Origin of the sequence: Microcella sp. (assembly GCF_051860105.1) — a bacterium.
GTDB lineage: Bacteria > Actinomycetota > Actinomycetes > Actinomycetales > Microbacteriaceae > Microcella.
The window spans coordinates 149629-166794 of record NZ_JBHYEO010000001.1 but is presented as its reverse complement, the minus strand read 5'-3'; the positions used below and the strand labels follow the sequence as shown (position 1 = coordinate 166794).

At 72.7% G+C, this 17166-nt stretch carries 16 protein-coding genes; 12 read left to right on the top strand and 4 right to left on the bottom strand.

Annotated elements, in window-relative coordinates:
• Window positions 1–4: 4 nt before the first annotated feature.
• On the top strand, window positions 5–1195 hold the full coding sequence (locus ACTIE9_RS00860; RefSeq protein WP_439563677.1) for a RimK family alpha-L-glutamate ligase: 1191 nt from the start codon (window positions 5–7) through the stop codon (window positions 1193–1195).
• 7 nt (window positions 1196–1202) lie between these two features.
• Here ACTIE9_RS00860 and ACTIE9_RS00855 read toward each other — a convergent pair whose 3' ends face one another.
• A complete protein-coding gene (locus tag ACTIE9_RS00855; RefSeq protein WP_439563676.1) occupies window positions 1203–2645 on the bottom strand; it encodes a helix-turn-helix domain-containing protein in 1443 nt (480 codons plus the stop codon).
• Between the two features lie 109 nt (window positions 2646–2754).
• Between ACTIE9_RS00855 and ACTIE9_RS00850 the strand changes: the two genes are divergently transcribed.
• Window positions 2755–4623: a phosphoenolpyruvate carboxykinase (GTP) gene (locus ACTIE9_RS00850; protein WP_439563675.1), complete on the top strand. Its 1869-nt coding sequence runs from the start codon at window positions 2755–2757 to the stop codon at window positions 4621–4623.
• A 15-nt stretch (window positions 4624–4638) separates the two neighbouring features.
• On the opposite strand, the gene ACTIE9_RS00845 is transcribed toward ACTIE9_RS00850, so the two are convergent.
• Window positions 4639–5202: a hypothetical protein gene (locus ACTIE9_RS00845; protein WP_439563674.1), complete on the bottom strand. Its 564-nt coding sequence runs from the start codon at window positions 5200–5202 to the stop codon at window positions 4639–4641.
• 187 nt (window positions 5203–5389) lie between these two features.
• Between ACTIE9_RS00845 and ACTIE9_RS00840 the strand changes: the two genes are divergently transcribed.
• The 9 genes from ACTIE9_RS00840 (at window position 5390) to ACTIE9_RS00800 (ending at window position 14268) form a co-directional block, all read left to right on the top strand.
• Window positions 5390–5920 carry a sigma-70 family RNA polymerase sigma factor gene (locus tag ACTIE9_RS00840; protein WP_439563673.1) on the top strand — a complete coding sequence of 177 codons (531 nt, stop codon included), beginning with the start codon at window positions 5390–5392 and terminating at the stop codon, window positions 5918–5920.
• Window positions 5904–6623, top strand: coding sequence for a hypothetical protein (locus ACTIE9_RS00835; protein ID WP_439563672.1), 720 nt, complete (start codon window positions 5904–5906; stop codon window positions 6621–6623). Before ACTIE9_RS00840 ends, ACTIE9_RS00835 begins: the two co-directional genes overlap by 17 nt.
• 125 nt (window positions 6624–6748) lie before the next feature.
• On the top strand, window positions 6749–8776 hold the full coding sequence (locus ACTIE9_RS00830) for a TPM domain-containing protein (protein WP_439563671.1): 2028 nt from the start codon (window positions 6749–6751) through the stop codon (window positions 8774–8776).
• 61 nt (window positions 8777–8837) lie between these two features.
• The gene (locus tag ACTIE9_RS00825) at window positions 8838–9572 is read left to right on the top strand and encodes a PspA/IM30 family protein (protein ID WP_439563670.1); all 735 of its coding nucleotides are present in this window, start codon (window positions 8838–8840) and stop codon (window positions 9570–9572) included.
• 65 nt (window positions 9573–9637) lie between these two features.
• Complete coding sequence (locus ACTIE9_RS00820; protein ID WP_439563731.1) at window positions 9638–10648, top strand: DUF418 domain-containing protein; 1011 nt, start codon at window positions 9638–9640, stop codon at window positions 10646–10648.
• Window positions 10645–11508, top strand: coding sequence for an arginase family protein (locus ACTIE9_RS00815; RefSeq protein WP_439563669.1), 864 nt, complete (start codon window positions 10645–10647; stop codon window positions 11506–11508). The genes ACTIE9_RS00820 and ACTIE9_RS00815 overlap by 4 nt, the downstream gene beginning before the upstream one ends.
• A 63-nt stretch (window positions 11509–11571) precedes the next feature.
• Window positions 11572–12387, top strand: coding sequence for a crotonase/enoyl-CoA hydratase family protein (locus ACTIE9_RS00810; RefSeq protein WP_439563668.1), 816 nt, complete (start codon window positions 11572–11574; stop codon window positions 12385–12387).
• A gap of 4 nt (window positions 12388–12391) precedes the next feature.
• A complete protein-coding gene (locus tag ACTIE9_RS00805; RefSeq protein WP_439563667.1) occupies window positions 12392–13849 on the top strand; it encodes a dihydrolipoyl dehydrogenase family protein in 1458 nt (485 codons plus the stop codon).
• Window positions 13846–14268: a hypothetical protein gene (locus ACTIE9_RS00800; protein ID WP_439563666.1), complete on the top strand. Its 423-nt coding sequence runs from the start codon at window positions 13846–13848 to the stop codon at window positions 14266–14268. The genes ACTIE9_RS00805 and ACTIE9_RS00800 overlap by 4 nt, the downstream gene beginning before the upstream one ends.
• A gap of 7 nt (window positions 14269–14275) precedes the next feature.
• Here ACTIE9_RS00800 and ACTIE9_RS00795 read toward each other — a convergent pair whose 3' ends face one another.
• Window positions 14276–15739, bottom strand: coding sequence for an amidase (locus ACTIE9_RS00795; RefSeq protein WP_439563665.1), 1464 nt, complete (start codon window positions 15737–15739; stop codon window positions 14276–14278).
• A gap of 186 nt (window positions 15740–15925) precedes the next feature.
• Between ACTIE9_RS00795 and ACTIE9_RS00790 the strand changes: the two genes are divergently transcribed.
• A complete protein-coding gene (locus ACTIE9_RS00790; protein WP_439563664.1) occupies window positions 15926–16540 on the top strand; it encodes a hypothetical protein in 615 nt (204 codons plus the stop codon).
• Between the two features lie 30 nt (window positions 16541–16570).
• Here ACTIE9_RS00790 and ACTIE9_RS00785 read toward each other — a convergent pair whose 3' ends face one another.
• Entirely contained in the window at window positions 16571–17158 is a 588-nt protein-coding gene (locus ACTIE9_RS00785; RefSeq protein WP_439563663.1) for a GNAT family N-acetyltransferase, read from the bottom strand.
• Window positions 17159–17166: the final 8 nt, after the last annotated feature.

The window sequence follows — 17166 nt, the reverse complement described above, 5'->3', positions numbered from 1 at the left end:
CCCCATGAAACTCGCCATTCTCTCGCGTGCCCCGCACTCGTACTCGACGGGTCGGCTTCGCGCGGCCGCCGAGCAGCGCGGTCACCGCGTGAAGGTGCTCAACACCCTACGGTTCGCGGTCGACCTGACCGGGCCCGAGCCCGACCTCAACTACCGCGGAAAGCCGCTCTCGACCTATGACGCCGTGCTGCCCCGCATCGGCAACTCGATCACCTACTTCGGCACCGCCGTCGTGCGCCAGTTCGAGCAGATGGACGTCTTCACCCCCAACACGGCGAACGGCATCAGCAACGCCCGCGACAAGCTGCGAGCCACGCAGATCCTGAGCCGACACGGCATCGGGATGCCCGCCACCGCCTTCGTGCGCAACCGCGCCGACGTGCGCCCCGCCATCGAGCGCGTGGGCGGCGCCCCCGTCGTCATCAAGCTGCTCGAGGGCACCCAGGGCATCGGCGTCATCCTCGCCCCCCAGGCCAAAGTGGCCGAGGCGATCATCGAGACGCTGCACTCGACCAACCAGAACGTGCTCATCCAGCAGTTCATCGCCGAGAGCCGCGGCCGCGACATCCGCGCGCTCGTCGTCGGCGACCGCGTCGTCGCGGCCATGCGGCGCACGGCCGAGGGCGACGAGTTCCGCTCGAACGTGCACCGCGGCGGCACCGTCGAGGCCGTCACCCTCACGCCGGAGTACGAGCGCGCCGCGGTGCGCTCGGCGCAGATCATGGGGCTGCGGGTCGCGGGCGTCGACATGCTCGAGGGCAACGAGGGGCCGCTCGTCATGGAGGTCAACTCCTCCCCCGGGCTCGAGGGCATCGAGCGCGCGACGAAGCTCGACGTCGCCGGCGCGATCATCGACTACATCTCGCACGAGGTCGCCTTCCCCGACATCGACGTGCGGCAGCGCCTCTCGGTGTCGACGGGCTACGGCGTGGCCGAGCTCGTCGTGCACGCCGGGGCTGAGATCGTCGGGGGCACGTTGGGCGACTCGGGCATCCTCGACCGCGACATCACGGTGCTCACCCTCAATCGGGGCACGACCGTGATCCCGAACCCGCGCCGTTCGCAGGTGCTGCAGGCGGAAGACCGGCTGCTGTGCTTCGGGCGCATGGAGGAGATGCGATCGATGACGCCCAGCCGGCGGCGCCGCCGGGCGGCCGTGCGCAAGCTCCCGAAGAGCGCCAGCCCGCAGGGGTGACCCGCGCCTACTCGACCGTCGCGTCCGTCGCGTGGGTCTCGAGGAACCGGTAGAGCTCCTGGTCATCGACGCCGGGGAAGGTGCCGCTCGGCAGCGGAGACAGGATGTGCGCGTGCAGCTTGGCGCTCGTCCAGACCTTGCCCTGCCAGCGGGTCGCCAGTTCGCCGTCCGGGCGCTTGCAGCATCCCGGGTCGGGGCACGTCGACCGGTGCCGGTTGACGGTGTCGCGGCCGCGGAACCACTTGGAGTCGGCGAACGGCACCCCGACCGTGATCGAGAACTCGTCGGCGGTGCCCGAGCCGATCTGCGTCGACTCCCAGAAGGTGCCCTCGGGGGTGTCGGTGTACTGGTAGTACTCGGTCGTGCGGTTGGTGCGGGCGAACGCGGCACGGGCGCTCCACTTCCGGCACACGAGCTGCCCCTCGGTCGAGCCCGTGACATCGACCGGCAGACGCAGGCCGTCGTTCTCGTAGGCCTTGTAGACGGCGCCGTCACCGCCGACGCGCATGAAGTGCACCGTCAGGTCGAGATGGCTCGTCGCGAGGTTGGTGAACCGCAGCGCCGCGGCCTCGTGCGTCACCCCGAAGGCGTCACGGAAGTCTTCGACCGCGATGTTGCGGTCTGACTTCGCCTGCGCGAGAAAGGCGACCGACTGCTCGCGCGGCATGAGGCACGCCGCCGCGAAGTAGTTGATCTCGAGCCGCTGGCGCAAGAACTCGGCGTAGCTCGTCGGCACCTCGTGCTGCAGCAGGCGGTGCGCGATGGCCTGCAGAGCCATCGAGCGCAGGCCGTGCCCGCCGGGGATCGACGCGGGAGGCAGGTAGATGCGGCCGTTGTCGAGGTCGGTGACCGAGCGCGCCGAGTGCGGCAGGTCGTTCACGTAGACGAGCTCGAAGCCGAGCTTCTGCGCCATGAGGCCGACCTCGCGGTGCGTGAGGGCGCCGCTCACATGACCCGACTCGGCGACGACCTGCTGCGCGAGCTCCTCGATCTCGGGCAGGTAGTTGTCGACCGTGCGCATGTGCAGGCGCTGGGCGGTGTTGGCCCGTCGCGCCTCCTCCGGCGTCGCGATCGCCTGCCGCTCGCGCTCGACCAGCGCACGGTGCAGACCCACGAGCGACTCGAGCACCTCGTCGGGCATCGACCGGCCCGCGCGCACGACGGGCAGGCCGAGGCCCGCATAGTGCGGGCTGCGCTGCGCGCGCTCGAGCTCGATCTCCAGCGCAGCGCGGGGCGTCGGCGGCGTCGTGTCGAGCAGATCGCCGAGCGTCGCCCCCAGTTCGCCGGCGATCGCCGTGAGCAGGGTCACCCGCGGCTCGCGCCGACCGTTCTCCATGAGCGAGAGCTGGCTGCCGGCGACGCCGACGCGATCGCCGAGCTGATCGAGGGTGAGGCCGGCCGCGGTGCGGTAGTGACGGATGCGCTGACCGAGGGTGACGAGATCGCTCATGCCTTGACGATATCGAAAGAACACTGCTTCTTTCCACTCGCGGCGTCGGCAATCGGCGCTCCAAGGGCGCAACCATGGGGATATCGCCGAATTCTCCGAGGGAGACGCCATGACACTGCTCGACAGCACCCCTGCCACCGCCCCCGCAACGAGCACCCCTGCTACGTCGGGCTCCGCTGCGCAGCCCCGGCCCGCCGAGGTCGTGTCATGGGTGACGGAGATCGCCGCGCTGCTCGAGCCCGCCGAGATCCGCTGGGTCGACGGCTCGACCCGCGAGCGCCACGAGCTGCTGCAGCTGCTCGTCTCGACCGGCACCATCGAGCAGCTCAACCCCGACCTGCGTCCCTACTCGTTCCTCGCCCGTTCGGCCGAGAGCGACGTGGCCCGCCTCGAGAGCCGCACCTTCATCTGCACCGACAACGAGGCCGACGCGGGCCCCACGAACAACTGGCGCGAGCCCGCCACGATGCGCGCCGAGCTCGAGGGCGTCATGCGAGGCGCCATGCGCGGGCGCACGATGTACGTCGTGCCCTTCGCCATGGGCCCCATCGGGTCGCCCATGGCGCGGTTCGGCGTGCAGGTGACCGACTCCCCCTACGTCGTCGTGAGCATCGGCACGATGACGCGCATGGGCGACCCGGCCCTCGACGCGATCGCGCGCGGGGCATCCTGGGTGCCGGCCGTGCACAGCGTGGGCGCGCCGCTCGCCCCGGGCCAGCAGGACGTGCCATGGCCCTGCAACGACACCAAGTACATCGTGCAGTTCCCGGCCACGCGCGAGATCTGGTCGTACGGCTCGGCCTACGGCGGCAACGCGATCCTCGCCAAGAAGGCCTACGCCCTCCGCATCGCCTCGGTCATGGCGCGCGACGAGGGCTGGCTCGCCGAGCACATGCTGCTCATCAAGGTGACGCCGCCCTCGGGCAAGTCGTACCACCTCGCGGCCGCCTTCCCGAGCGCGTGCGGCAAGACCAACATGGCCATGATGACGCCGAGCCTGCCCGGCTGGAAGGTCGAGACCATCGGTGACGACATCGCCTGGCTCTGGATCGGTGCCGACGGCCGGCTGCGCGCCATCAACCCCGAGGCCGGCTTCTTCGGAGTCGCGCCCGGCACGGGCATGCGCACCAACCCCACCGCGGTCGACGCGCTCTGGGGCAACACGATCTTCACGAACGTCGCCCGCACCGACGACGGCGATGTGTGGTGGGAGGGGCTGACGGACGAGAAGCCGGCCCGCCTCACCGACTGGCGCGGCGATGCGTGGACGCCCGACAGCGGGCGCCCCGCCGCCCACCCCAACTCACGGTTCACCGTGTCGGCCCGGCAGTGCCCCTCGATCGCCGAGGACTGGGACGACCCGGAAGGCGTCGTCATCGACGCCATCATCTTCGGCGGCCGCCGAGCCAGCAACGTGCCCTTGGTGGTAGAGGCGCGCGACTGGGATCACGGTGTCTTCATGGGCGCCACGATCGCTTCCGAGCAGACGGCGGCCGCCGAAGGCACCGTCGGCGAGCTGCGCCGCGACCCGTTCGCGATGCTGCCCTTCGCCGGCTACAACATGGCCGACTACTTCGCGCACTGGCTCGACTTCGGTCGCCGGCTGCGCCGATCGGCCCGGGTGCCGCGCGTGTTCCAGGTCAACTGGTTCCGCAAGGGGGCCGACGGCTCGTTCCTCTGGCCCGGATTCGGCGAGAACGCCCGCGTGCTCGAGTGGATGGTCGGGCGGCTCGAGGGCCAGCACGGTGCCGTCGACTCGCCCATCGGCTCGCTGCCCGGCGAGGGTGCGCTCAACGTCGAGGGGCTCGAGCTCGATGAAGACGCGCTCAGCGAGCTGTTCCGCGTCGACCCGGCCGCGTTCGAGGCCGAGGCGCACGATATCGAGGCGTTCTTCGCGACCTTCGGCGACCGTCTGCCGGTCGAGCTCAGCCGCCAGCTCGCCCTGCTGCGCGACCGACTCGCGGCCGCGCAGCAGTAGGGCGAGGGCGGATGCTCAGCGCCGGTTGAGCAGGAAGAGCAGGCCCGCGAGGGTGAATGCGAGCGCGACGATCAGCGGCAGGATGTTGCCCGTGATCGCGAGCAGGCCCGCGGTGACGAGCAGCCAGACGACCGAGAGCACCACCGGGACGGCGAAGAACCAGCGGGCGGCACCGCGCGCGACGCCCTTCTGGTAGGTGACGACGGCACCGATGATGCCGCCGATCACGACGAGCACGAGGGCGACGGTCGCCGTGCCAGCGGGCAGCGCGGTGCCGAACGAGGCGAGCAGCGGGATGAACCCGAGCAGCAGGAATCCGATGCCGACGGCGACGAACCCGAGCTTGCCGAGCACCGAACCGCCGACGACGCCGTTCGACCCGGTCTGACCGAAAGCCAGGAAGAATCCGCTCGCGCCGAGCAGCAGGAACCCGATCGTCGTGAGCCACCCGGTGATGGGGCCACCCGCCCCCGCGGCCGCCGCGATGAGGGCGATCAGCCAGAGGAGGCCGCCGGCGAGCATCCCGCCCCCGCCGAAGATCCGCCAGTTCGCCGTTCGTTCGGTGACGCGTCCAGCCATGAGGTTCTCCATTCGACGGGGTGACGGCGCTGTCGCAATGGCGACCGCGCCCGGGCACAGCGTGTCAGCATTCGGACGGGAAGGAAACCGGCGCGCCCCAACGTTCGCGCCGCACCGTTCGTCTGGAAGGGTGAGAGCAGAGACCACCGAGGTCTCGCGTGCAGCGCGAAGAGAGAGGGGCCGATCAGTGGCGCAGACGACCCGCGAGGGCTGGGAGTCGGTGCTCGCGACGCTCGTCGCGGAGCGCGGCGACGCCCTGACGCGGTACGCCTACGTGCTGTGCGGCGACCCCGACGACGCGGCCGACCTCGTGCAATCGGGTCTCGTGGCGACGTTCGGCCGGCTGCGCAACGGGTTCGCGATCGAGCGGGCCGAAGCCTATGTGCGTCGGGCGATCGCGTCGGCCTACATCGATCGCGGGCGGCGGACGACCCGCTGGCGGGCGACGGCGCACCTTCATGCGGCACCCGAGCAGGTCGACGGCCCGGATGCGGCCGCCGATCGTCGGCTCGACGTGAAGGCCGAGCTCGACCGTCTCAGCCCCCGCGAGCGGGCCTGCGTCGTGCTGCGCTACTACGGCGATCAGAAGGTCGACGACATCGCCGCCGACCTCGGCATCAGTTCGGGAGCGGTCAAGCGCTACCTGAGCGACGGGCTCGCCAAGCTCGCCTCGGCTCTCACCGACCCCGGAAGGGAGCGTCATGGCCAGCTTCGATGACCTGGGGCGCGCGCTGCGCGACGACGCCGACGCCTCGGCTCCCCCCGCATCGCGCATCGACGTGGATGCGGTGATCCGCGCCGCCCGCGCCCGACGGCGGCCGCGCCGATGGGCGGTCGGCACCCTCAGTCTCGTCGCCGTGCTGGGTGTCGGCGGCCTCGCCGTCAGCGCCCTCGTCCCGCCCGCGCTCATCGTCGCGAGCGAGTCGGCCGACACCGCGCAGCCCGAGGTCGCCGGTGGCGAAGACCTGCTGTCAGAGCCCGGGACCGCGCGCGTGCAGGGGCTGCTGTCGTGCGGAGCCGTGCCGCCCGCACCGGATCAGGGGCCGATCGACCTCGCCCTCGAGGTGCGATTGCCGAGCGGCGCAACCGCCGGTGCTCACCCGTCGGGCACGGTACGCGTCATCAACACCGGGCAGGAGCCGCGCACGGTCATCACCGCGAGCGACGCCGAGGCGGTCATCCTCCAGGGTGGCGTCGTGGTCGGTGAGGCGAGCACGGTCGATGCCGCAGAGCGCATGGCGATCATCGACCCCGGCGTCTCCCTCGATCTGCCCGTGCGGGTGTCGACTCTGTCGTGCATCGATGGGGCCGCGCTGCCCGCGGGCGAGTACACCGTGCTCGCTCTCGTCGACACCCGCCGATCAGCGGACGAGCCGGCGAGCATCCTGATCGCGTCGGAGTGGCCGCTGCGCATCGAGTGAGGCCGCCTGGTTCTCGTCGACATCCGCTCGACGCGCGGCAACCCCGGCTGGCTAGAATCGCGGCACCACGCAACGGCGCCCCGCAGGGTCGCTCGCGCGCGACCCGCACGACGAAGGGCAGGCCCATGGGGCGCCATCGCAGCATCCTCGCCGTCACGGCGCTCTCGGCCGGTCTGCTGCTGAGCACGACGGCCCCCGCGGCCGCGGTGCCGCCGGTCGATCTAGCGGGTGCGTATGTGCTCGACCAGACAGGGGTGCTCGACGGCGACGTCGCGAGCGTCGAGCAGGCGATCGACCGACTGTTCGAGGCGAGCGGAGTCGCGCTGTACGTCGTCGTCGTCGACCGCTTCGAGGGCTCGATCGATGGTCTCGCCTGGGCCGATGAGACGGCCGCGCTCTCGGGTCTCGGCGATCGGGATGCGCTGCTCGCGATCGCCGTCGACGACCGCGAGTACGCCTCGAGCATCGGAGCCGGGTTCCCGGCGACCGACGCGCAGCTCGCCTCTGCCGAGACCAATGCGCTCGTGCCCGAGCTGCGCGACGACAACTGGGCCGAGGGCATCATCGCGTACGCCGACAGCCTGACCGCCGCCCTCGCCCCGGCCGACGGGCCCGTCGACGAGCCGGGCGACGGCGAGTCGTCCGCCGACGCGGGCGGGGGCATCCCGATCGTGCCGATCGCCCTCGGGGTGGGAGGCGTCGGTGCGGTCGCGTGGTTCGTGATCGCCCGAGCGCGCCGCAAGAATGGCCCCGTGACGGCCGCCGTCGATCAGCAGTCGGTGGCCGAGCTCGACCAGACGGCGTCGCGACGGCTCGTGCAGCTCGACGACGCCCTCACGACGAGCGAGCAGGAGCTCGGGTTCGCCGAGGCGCAGTTCGGTGCGGCCCCGACCGAGGGTTTCCGCACCGCGCTCAGCCAGGCGAAGGCGCTCGTTGCCGACGCCTTCCGCGTGCGGCGCGAGCTTGATGACGAGAACCCTGAGACGGACGAGCAGAAGCGCGCCGCGCTCGTGGGCATCATCTCGGCGTGCGATGAGGCGGATGCCCTGCTCGAGGCTCAGGAAGACGCCTTCGACGCGTTGCGCGACGTCGAGAACGACCTGCCTGCCGCCCTCGCCACCGTGACGAGCGCGCGTGCCGCCGCCCCCGCGGCGATCGAGGCCGCGGAGGCGACGGTGACGCGCTTGCGGGCCGACTTCGGCGCGACCGCCATCGCGAGCGTCGTGGATGCCCCCACGCAGGCTCGCCGCCTGCTCGAGCTCGCCGACGCCGAGCTCGCCGAGGCGACCGCGAATCAGCAGGCGGGGAAGACGAGCGAGGCGGCCGTCGACGTGCGGTCGGCGCAGCTCGCCCTGGCCCAGTTGACGACGGCCACCGCCAACGTCGACCGGCTCGCGACTGATCTCGGCGAGGCGCGCACCGCCCTGGCGGCGCAGCTCGACGACCTGCGTGCCGGCATCGCCGCGGCGGCCGCTCTGCCGACGAGCGCGAGCCTGGCCAGCGCCCTCGCTGCCGCCGAGTCGACCGCGGCATCGGCCGACGCGAGCGACCCGATCGGCGCTCTCGAGCGCGTCGTCGCGGCCGACCGCGAGCTCGACACCCAGCTCGCGGGAGCGCGCGATGAGAGCGAGCGGCGCAGCAAGGCCGCCGCCGCGCTCGAGCGCACGCTCACCTCGGCGCGCAGCCGCATTCTGAGCGCTGCCGAGTACGTGGCGGCCCACCGCGGCGCGGTCGGCGCCGATGCCCGCGCGCGCCTCGCCGAGGCGCAGGCCCAGGAGCAGATCGCCTCCGATGCCGCGACCACCGACCCGGTCGCCGCCCTCGCAGCCGCCCAGCGCGCCCTCGACTTCGCCGGCCAGGCGCTGCAGTCGGCCGAGAACGATCTGCAGGCCACCATGGCGCCGACCGGCGGCGTCGGCGGGCTCATGACCGGCGGCGGTCGCGGCGGCGGCGTCAGCGACGCCCTCATCGGCGGACTCATCGGAGGCCTGCTGGGCGGCGGAGGCGGCGGGGGCGGCTTCAGCAGCGGCGGCGGCTCCCGTCGACCGACCTTCGGCTCGAGCGGCGGCCGACGCCCCTCGAGCGGCGGATCCACCCGTCGATCGTCCTCCAGCCGATCCTCCGGGCGCCGCGGCGGCGGCGGCCGCTTCTAGACCCGACCCTCCCGACCCACGACGTTCCACCGACCATCGACAGAACAGAAAGGCACCACCCATGTCCAAGCAGTCCATCTTCGGCCGTATCGCGCAGCTCGCGAAGGCCAACATCCACGCCATGCTCGACGCGGCCGAAGACCCCGAGAAGATGCTCGACCAGATGGTGCGCGACTACACCGCGAGCATCCAGGAGGCCGAAGCGGCGATCGCGCAGACCATCGGCAATCTGCGCCTGCTCGAGCAGGATCACGCAGAAGACATCGCCTCGGCGCAGGATTGGGGCCGCAAGGCCGTCGCCGCGAGCGCCAAGGCCGACGAGCTGCGGGCGGGCGGCAACACCGCCGACGCCGACAAGTTCGACAACCTCGCCAAGGTCGCCCTCGGCAAGCAGCTCTCGGCCGAGTCCGAGGCGAAGGCCGTCGAGCCGACGATCGCGAGCCAGAGCGAGATCGTCGACAAGCTCAAGAACGGTCTCGAAGCCATGAAGGGCAAGCTCAACGAGCTGCGTTCGCAGCGCGACCAGCTCATCGCCCGCGCCAAGATCGCCGACGCCCAGTCGCAGGTAATCGACGCCGTCAAGAGCATCGACATCATGGACCCGACGAGCGAGCTCGGCCGTTTCGAGGAGAAGATCCGCCGCGAAGAGGCGAAGGTGCTCGGGCAGCAGGAGCTCGCTGCCTCGACCCTCGATGCCCAGTTCGAGTCGCTCGAAGACCTCGACAAGCAGACCGAGGTCGAGGCCCGCCTCGCCGCGCTGAAGTCGGGTGGCCCGCAGCAGGCGATCGGCCAGTAGCAATCGAGACTCCCCGACCCCGGTGGCACGGGGTCGACCTCGCACGCGGTCTCGCCGTGCTCGGCATGATGGCGGCCCACACCTGGCCGCGTGATGCCGAGCAGGGCGAGCTGCTCGTCGATGGCCGACCGTCGGTGCTGTTCGCCGTCGTCGCCGGGGTGGCCCTCGGCCTCGTGACGGGCGGAGCCGAGCCGCCTCCGACGAATCGCGGCGCCGCGCGCGGCCGCCTCGCCATCCGTGCGGCGGTGCTCCTGATCATGGGCGTGATGCTCTGGATGCTCCCGAGCGGCATCGCGATCATCCTCGACTCCTACGGGGTCATGTTCCTGCTGCTCGTGCCGCTGCTGTTCGCCGCGCGCGGCCTGCTCGCCGCCGTCGCACTCGGATTCCTCGTCGCCGCGCCGCTCGTGCGCGATCGGGTGGTCGAGCTGACGGGGCTCGAGCCGACGGGGCCGCTGGCGCTCGGCGACGACCCCGGCACGGTGCTCGTGGACTGGCTGCTCACCGGCTACTACCCGGCGCTCCTCTGGCTGCCGCTGCTGCTCGTGGGGCTGCTCTGCGCGCGGGCGGGCCTCGGCTCCCCGCGCGTGCGCGGCCTCATGCTCGGGCTCGGCGCCACCGCGAGCGTCGCCGGCTACGGCGCGGCGGCCGTGCTGCCGGGCATCGACACGGCGGCGCACAGCGGCACGACCGCCGAGCTGCTGGGCGCGGGGGGTCTCGCGATCGCGATCATCGGTGCCGCCCTGCTCGCCCTCGACGGCCCCGAGCCCCGGCGGATCGCGCTGCTCGTCGCGGCCCCGCTCACGGCCCTCGGCCGCGTCGCCCTGAGCGTCTACGTCGCGCACGTGCTCGTGATCGCCGCGCTCGCGCCGCTCGGCCCGGCCGGACGGTTCGAGGCTGCGGTGGGCATCCCCCTGCTCGTCGTCATGGCGCTCGGCGGGATCGGGCTCGGGCTCGCGCTGAACGCCGTCGGTCGCCGCGGCCCGCTCGAGTGGCTGCTGTCGACGGTCGCGGGGCTGCCGTTCCGCGGCCGCGAGCGGTCGGGCGATGAGCAGGGTGCGAGACTGGGCGCATGACCAGCACCTTCCTCGTCGTTCCGCAGTGGCAGGGTTCGGGCTCATCGCGCGCCATGCGCCTCGTCGACGGCGCCCACGCCATCAGGGCCGACCTGCCGAGCGCCGCCACCCGACTCATCGAGGTGCCGCTCGAGGCGGGCGACAGCGAGGGCACGGGCATCGTGCGCTACAGCTCGATCCGGCTCGTGCGCGAGCGCCTCGAGCAGTCGCTGGCCGAGCTCGACGACACGCCCATCATCATCGGCGGCGACTGCGGGGTCGAATACGCCGGCATCGAGAACGCCGCGCGCGCGGGCCGGGTGATCCTGCTCTGGGCCGACGCGCACGCCGATCTCAACACGGCCGAGACCTCCCCCAGTAAGGCCTTCCACGGCATGGTGCTGCGCTCGCTCATCGACGCGGGCGTGGTCGCCGCGAGCGACGTGCTGCTGCTCGGCGTGCGCGACCTCGATGATGCGGAGGCGCAGTTCATCGATGAGTCGAGCATGCCGCACGTCACGGCCGCGGAGGTCGGCGACCGCGTGGCCGAGCGGGCGGCGGCCGCGCGCGCCGAGGGTGTCGAGCCCGTGCTGTACGTGCACATCGACCTCGATGTGCTCGACCCGGGGGTCTTCAGCGGCGTCGGCTTCCCGGCGCCCTTCGGCCTGGCGCTCGACGAGCTCACGAGCGCGGTGGGTGCGGCCCGCGCGCAGCTCGGGCTCGTCGGTGCGGGGCTCACCGAGTTCGCCCCTGCTCCGGCGCGCGAGGATGTGCCGGGCGACAGCGCGGGTGCGACCGACGACGAGGTCGACGAGGTCGGCGGTGCGGCCGGAGACGCGCTCACGGTGATCCTGCGCATCCTGGCCGCCCTGAGCCGCTGAAACCTCGTCGCTGAGCGACAAAGGGCGGGCATCCTGCGCGCACCGCTGGCTACGCTGGCGGACATGAGCGAGACGACGATGCCCGAGACCGCCCCGACGCCTCAGCGCGTGACCACCGAGCGCGACGGCCACGTGCTGCTCATCGGCCTCAACCGGCCCGAGAAGCGCAACGCCGCCGACGTGGCGATGCTCGAGCAGCTGGCCCTCGCCTATGGCGAGCTCGACCGCGACCCCGAGCTGCGCGTCGGCCTCGTCTTCGCGCACGGCGACCACTTCACGGGTGGGCTCGACCTCGCCGATGTCGTTCCGCGCATCGGGCCGCAGGGGCTCGCGATGGTGCCCGAGGGCGGCATCCACCCGTGGGGCATGGACGGCACGCGCGTCAGCAAGCCCGTCGTGCTCGCCGTGCAGGGCACGTGCCTGACCCTCGGCATCGAGCTCGCCCTCGCGAGCGACATCGTCGTCGCCGCCGACGACACCGTGTTCGCCCAGCTCGAGGTCGCCCGCGCCATCCTGCCGTTCGGGGGCGCGACGACGCGCTTCGCCGCCGCGGCCGGCTGGGGCAACGCGATGCGGTGGATGCTCACGGGCGACCGATTCGACGCCGCCGAGGCGCACCGCATGGGTCTCGTGCAGGAGGTCGTGCCCGCGGGCGAGCAGCTGACCCGCGCTCGCGAGCTGGCCGGTCGGATCGCGGCGCAGGCCCCCCTCGCCGTGCAGGCGACGCTCGCGAACGCCCGCCTCGCCGTGCGCGAGGGTGATGCCGCCGCCGAGGCGCGGCTGCCGCGCGAGCTCGTGCGCCTCGCCCAGACGGAGGATGCCCGCATCGGTATGCAGGCCTTTCTCAGCCGCACCGACCCGGAGTTCGTGGGACGGTAGGCGCATGCGCCCGCAGACCACCACCGCCCGGACCGACCTCCCGCCGCTCGACGCCTACGACCTGATCGTCTTCGGGGCGGGGGCGGTGGGTGAGAACGTCGCCGATCGGGCCGTGCAGGGCGGGCTGAGCGTGCTCATCGTCGAGGGCGAGCTCGTCGGCGGCGAGTGCTCGTACTGGGCGTGCATGCCGTCGAAGGCGCTGCTGCGGGCGGGCAGCGTGCTGCGCGCGGCCCACGCCGTGCCGGGCGCGCGCGCCGCGGTGTCGGGCGGCCTCGATGCCTCGGCGGTGCTCGCGAGCCGTGATGCCGTCGCAAGCAACTGGGACGACGCGGGGCAGGTGCGCTGGCTGCAGAAGGCGGGCATCGCGCTCGCCCGCGGGCACGCGCGCGTCAGCGGCGAGCGCCGGGTGACCATCACGGCGGCCGACGGCACGGTGCGCACGGTGACGGCCGAGCACGCGGTCGCGATCTGCACCGGGAGCACTGCCGCGCTCCCCCCGATCGACGGGCTCGCGGAGGCGAACCCTTGGACCTCGCGGGAGATCACGAGCACCGAGACGGTTCCGGCGCGGCTCGCCATCATCGGGGGCGGAGTGGTGGGCTGCGAGATGGCGACGGCCTTCACGAGCCTCGGCAGCGCGGTCACGCTGCTCGCGCGCAGCGGGCTGCTCGCCGGCGTGGAGCCGTTCGCGGGCGAAGCCGTCGCAGAACGGCTGCGCGCCGACGGTGCCGAGGTGATGCTCGAAACGAGCCCCGAGCGGGTCGATCGCCGCGTCGACGGCACCGTGGCGCTCACGCTGCCCGGCGGCCGCGTGCTCGAGGTCGACGAGCTCGTCGTCGCCACGGGACGCGCGCCCGGGACGGGCGACCTCGGGCTCGAGGCCATCGGCCTCGAACCCGGCAGCGGGCTCGAGGTCGACGACACCCTGCGCGTGCGCGGATTCGACTGGCTCTACGCCGTCGGCGACGTGAACACGCGCGCGCTGCTGACGCACCAGGGCAAGTACCAGGCGCGGGCGGCGGGCGACGTGATCGTGGCGCGCGCGAGCGGGGCATCCGTCGACGACGCCCCCTGGGGCGCGCACGTCGCTACGGCCGACCACGACGCCGTGCCGCAGGTGACCTTCACGAGCCCCGAGGTGGCGAGCGTCGGCCTGACCGCCGCGCAGGCCGAGCAGCGGGGCCTGCGCACGCGCGTCGTCGACTACGAGCTCGGCTGGCTCGCGGGCGCGACCGTGCACGGCGACGACTACCGGGGCACCGCGCGCATGATCGTCGACGAGGATCGCGGTGTCATCATCGGGTTCACGCTCGTCGGCGACGATGTGGGCGAACTGCTGCACGCCGCGACGATCGCGATCGTCGGCGAGGTGCCGCTTCACCGGCTCTGGCACGCCGTGCCCTCGTATCCGACGCTCAGCGAGATCTGGCTGCGCCTGCTCGAAGGCTACGGGCGGCCGTGACGGACGCTCCGTCGCGCGGCCGCGCCGCGCGGGCGGTCGATCGGCTCGCCCGCACCCGCGCCGTGCGCGCCGTCGGCCTGCACCCCGTCGTCGCCCGCCCGGGCTACTGGTTCGCCACGGCCGCCGGAGTCGCCTGGGGCGCCCTGCTCGGCGGGTTCCGCGTCTCACGGCGCGGCGGCGTCATCGTGTGCGCGGGGCTGCCGCGCTGGGCGTTCGGCCGGGGAGGCACGACGATCGGCGCCGCCTACCTGACGCACGACAACACGCGCGACAGCGTGCTTGAGCACGAGGCCGTGCACCGCGCGCAGTGGAAGAGGTATGGTCTCGCGTTCATCCCGCTCTACCTCGCCGCCGGTCGGGATGCCCGCCACAACCGCTTCGAGGTCGAAGCGGGGCTCGAGAAGGGCGGGTACCGCTGATCGCCGGTCACCACTGCGGCGGATGGATGCGGTGCGGGCCCCGCGCGCGCTCCCACTGGGCCCCGAGCGCGAGCAGCGTGGCCTCGCCCCCGGGGCGGCCGATGAGCTGCACCCCCATGGGCAGCCCCGGCTGATCCGAGGTCGGCGGCGTGAGCCCGACCGGCAGGGTCAGTGCCGGCAGCCCGGCCACGTTGACGAAGCTCGTGTACGGCGTGTACTGCACCTGCTGGGTGAAGTTGCGGTCGGCATCCTCGGCGTCGTACCAGCCGATCGGGCGCGGCGTCATGGCCAGAGCGGGCGTGAGCACGGCATCCACTGTCGACAGCCGCCGGATCACGCGGCGCTCGAAGCCCGTGAGCCAGGCGAGCGCCTCGGCGAGCGCCTCGGCCGAGAGCGCGCGCCCGCGACCGACGAGCCACGCGGTGAGCGGCTCGAGCAGCGCGAGCTCATCGGGGGTGCGGGCGGGGATGCCCGCGGCGCTCGCCATCCACACCGCGCGGAAGTGCCGCCCGTAGTCGGGCTCTGGGTCGAGCGCGATGTCGTCGATGCCGTGACCGAGCGCGCTGAAGCCCGCGATCGCCTCGTCGAGGGCCCACCGGGCCTCGGGGTCGAGCACGACATCTGTGTACTCGTCCCACGGAGATGTCGTCATGACCCCGAGCTGGTAGCGGCCCTCGCCGCGCACGGCGGCCCCGAGCAGCGGGCCGTGGTGCGGGTGCTCGCGACCGGAGGCGAGCGGCGGGTCGACGGGCGCGCGCGTCGCGAACTCCCACGGCGCCGCCGCGATGAGCGCGTCGAGCACGAGCGCCGCGTCGGCGACCGTGCGGGCGATCGGGCCGGGCACGACGAGACCCGCGAGCTTGTCGAGCCCGCTCCCGGCAGGAACCCGCCCGCGCGACGGCTTGAGCCCGACGAGCCCGCATGCCGCCGCCGGAATACGAATGCTGCCGCCGCCGTCGCTGCCGGGCGCGACGGGCAGCAGACCGGCGGCGACGGCCGCAGCGGCTCCCCCGCTCGAGCCGCCCGCACCGCGGCTCAGGTCGTACGGCGTGCGCGCCGGCGGCGCCACGCGGCTCTCGGTGTACGAGGGCAGGCCGAACTCCGGCGCCGCCGTCGCGCCGAGGCTGATCGCCCCCGCGGCATCGAGGTGCTGCACGAGCTCGTCGCTCGTCGCGGGCACGTTCTCGGCACGCAGGCGCGATCCGAAGGTGGTGCGTTGGCCGGCGCGCTGCACGAGCTCTTTGTCGGCGATCGGGATGCCCCACAGCGGCGCCGACCGCGCGACGAGCCCCTCGAGCGCATCGGCCCGGGCCAGCGCGCGGTCGGCCTCGACCACCGTCAGGGCGCCCACCGCGGGGTTGTGGCGCTCGATGCGCGCGAGGTAGTGCTCGACGAGCTCGCGCGGGCTGATGCGGCCTCGGCGCAGCCACTCCCCCTGCTCGAGCACACTGAGGTGGTGGAGTTCGAACACCCTGCGAGCCTACGGCGCGCCTCGCCGCGGTGCGCTCGTATCGATTGCGCAACAAAGCGCCTCCGGGGGCCCGCCGGGAGGCCCGATCGCGCCGTCGCCGGCCCCTCGACTGCTAGATTCGCGCCACAGGGCGCCTCGGGGCGCGCCCTCCCTCTTCGTCCTCCAGGCCATCATCCAAGGAGCACCATGATCGCGCAGCGCCTGCTCGCCGGCACCGCCGCTCTCATCCTCGTCGGCGGTCTCGCCGCCTGCGCACCGACGGAGGAGCCGGTCGCCGAGGAGCCCACGCCCACGCCGACCCCCACCGAGGTCGAGACGACCGAGCCCGAGCCGAGCGACCTCACCTTCGCGATGCCGGTCGACTGCACGACGATCCTGCCGCAGTCACGACTCGACGCGTTCGCGGCGCAGAGCCTGGCCCTGCTCGGCGGACCCGGCAGCGTCTACGGCGACGACTACTTCTTCGACCCCACCCCGGAGCAGCTGGCGGGCGGCATCAGCTGCGTCTACGCCCAAGACGGCGTCGACCAGTCGAGCGTGCTCATCAGCGTCGCCCCCGTCTCGACCGCCAACCGCGCGACGATCATCAACGACCTCACCGCGCAGGGCCTCAACGAGGCGACGACGCCCGATGGCGCCTTCACCTACGGCCAGCAGGGCGACGAGAGTCTCGCTCCGGCGATCTACAACGTCGTCACGCAGGAGAGCTGGATCTCGGTGATCAGCAGCCTCGGCGGGCCCGCGTTCTACGAGGAGGCCGTCGTTCTCGCTGGCGAGGTCGCCGCGCAGGTCTACCGCTAGCCGCGGCACCGACCCCGCTCGTGCGCCGGCTCACCGTCGGCGCGCGAGCGACTTCTGCATCATCACGACACCGAGCCACCGACCGAACTTGAAGCCGACCCGGCCCATCGACCCGGTCGTCTCGAAGCCGAACCGCTCGTGCAGCGCGATCGAGCCCTCGGCGCCGCGGTCGGCGATGACGGCGATGACCTCCTTCACGCCCGCGGCCTTGGCCCGGTCGAGCAGCTCGCCCATGAGGGCCGTGCCGAGCCCCTTCCCCGTCGAGGCCGGCCCGAGGTAGATCGAGTTCTCGACGGTGAACCGGTAGGCCGCCTTCTCCTTCCAGGGGTAGACGTAGGCGAAGCCGAGCACGACCCCGTTGGGCGAGACGGCGACGAGGAAGGGATACCCGAGCTCGCGCACCCGTGCGAACTTCGTGCGCAGGTCTTTCAGGGTCCACGGCGACTCGTCGAAGGTCACCGTCGAGTTCGCGACGTAGTGGTTGTAGATCTCGCGCACGTCCGGCAGATCCTGCTCGACCGCCTCGCGCACGGTGAACGCGAACGGTGCCTCAGGCTCAGGGCGCTTGCGCAGGTGGGGCGGCAGGGTGCGACGGCGCTCGTACTCCTCCTCGAGCATCCCGCCCC

Excerpts from the sequence above, each read along its gene's own strand:
- ACTIE9_RS00860 (WP_439563677.1), top strand. The coding sequence starts at position 5 with ATGAAACTCGCCATTCTCTCGCGTGCCCCGCACTCGTACTCGACGGGT.
- ACTIE9_RS00790 (WP_439563664.1), top strand. The coding sequence starts at position 15,926 with ATGATCGCGCAGCGCCTGCTCGCCGGCACCGCCGCTCTCATCCTCGTC.
- ACTIE9_RS00805 (WP_439563667.1), top strand. The coding sequence starts at position 12,392 with ATGCGCCCGCAGACCACCACCGCCCGGACCGACCTCCCGCCGCTCGAC.
- ACTIE9_RS00825 (WP_439563670.1), top strand. The coding sequence starts at position 8,838 with ATGTCCAAGCAGTCCATCTTCGGCCGTATCGCGCAGCTCGCGAAGGCC.
- ACTIE9_RS00835 (WP_439563672.1), top strand. The coding sequence starts at position 5,904 with ATGGCCAGCTTCGATGACCTGGGGCGCGCGCTGCGCGACGACGCCGAC.
- ACTIE9_RS00810 (WP_439563668.1), top strand. The coding sequence starts at position 11,572 with ATGAGCGAGACGACGATGCCCGAGACCGCCCCGACGCCTCAGCGCGTG.
- ACTIE9_RS00855 (WP_439563676.1), bottom strand. The coding sequence starts at position 2,645 with ATGAGCGATCTCGTCACCCTCGGTCAGCGCATCCGTCACTACCGCACC.
- ACTIE9_RS00850 (WP_439563675.1), top strand. The coding sequence starts at position 2,755 with ATGACACTGCTCGACAGCACCCCTGCCACCGCCCCCGCAACGAGCACC.
- ACTIE9_RS00815 (WP_439563669.1), top strand. The coding sequence starts at position 10,645 with ATGACCAGCACCTTCCTCGTCGTTCCGCAGTGGCAGGGTTCGGGCTCA.
- ACTIE9_RS00820 (WP_439563731.1), top strand. The coding sequence starts at position 9,638 with ATGATGGCGGCCCACACCTGGCCGCGTGATGCCGAGCAGGGCGAGCTG.
- ACTIE9_RS00830 (WP_439563671.1), top strand. The coding sequence starts at position 6,749 with ATGGGGCGCCATCGCAGCATCCTCGCCGTCACGGCGCTCTCGGCCGGT.
- ACTIE9_RS00845 (WP_439563674.1), bottom strand. The coding sequence starts at position 5,202 with ATGGCTGGACGCGTCACCGAACGAACGGCGAACTGGCGGATCTTCGGC.
- ACTIE9_RS00785 (WP_439563663.1), bottom strand. The coding sequence starts at position 17,158 with ATGCTCGAGGAGGAGTACGAGCGCCGTCGCACCCTGCCGCCCCACCTG.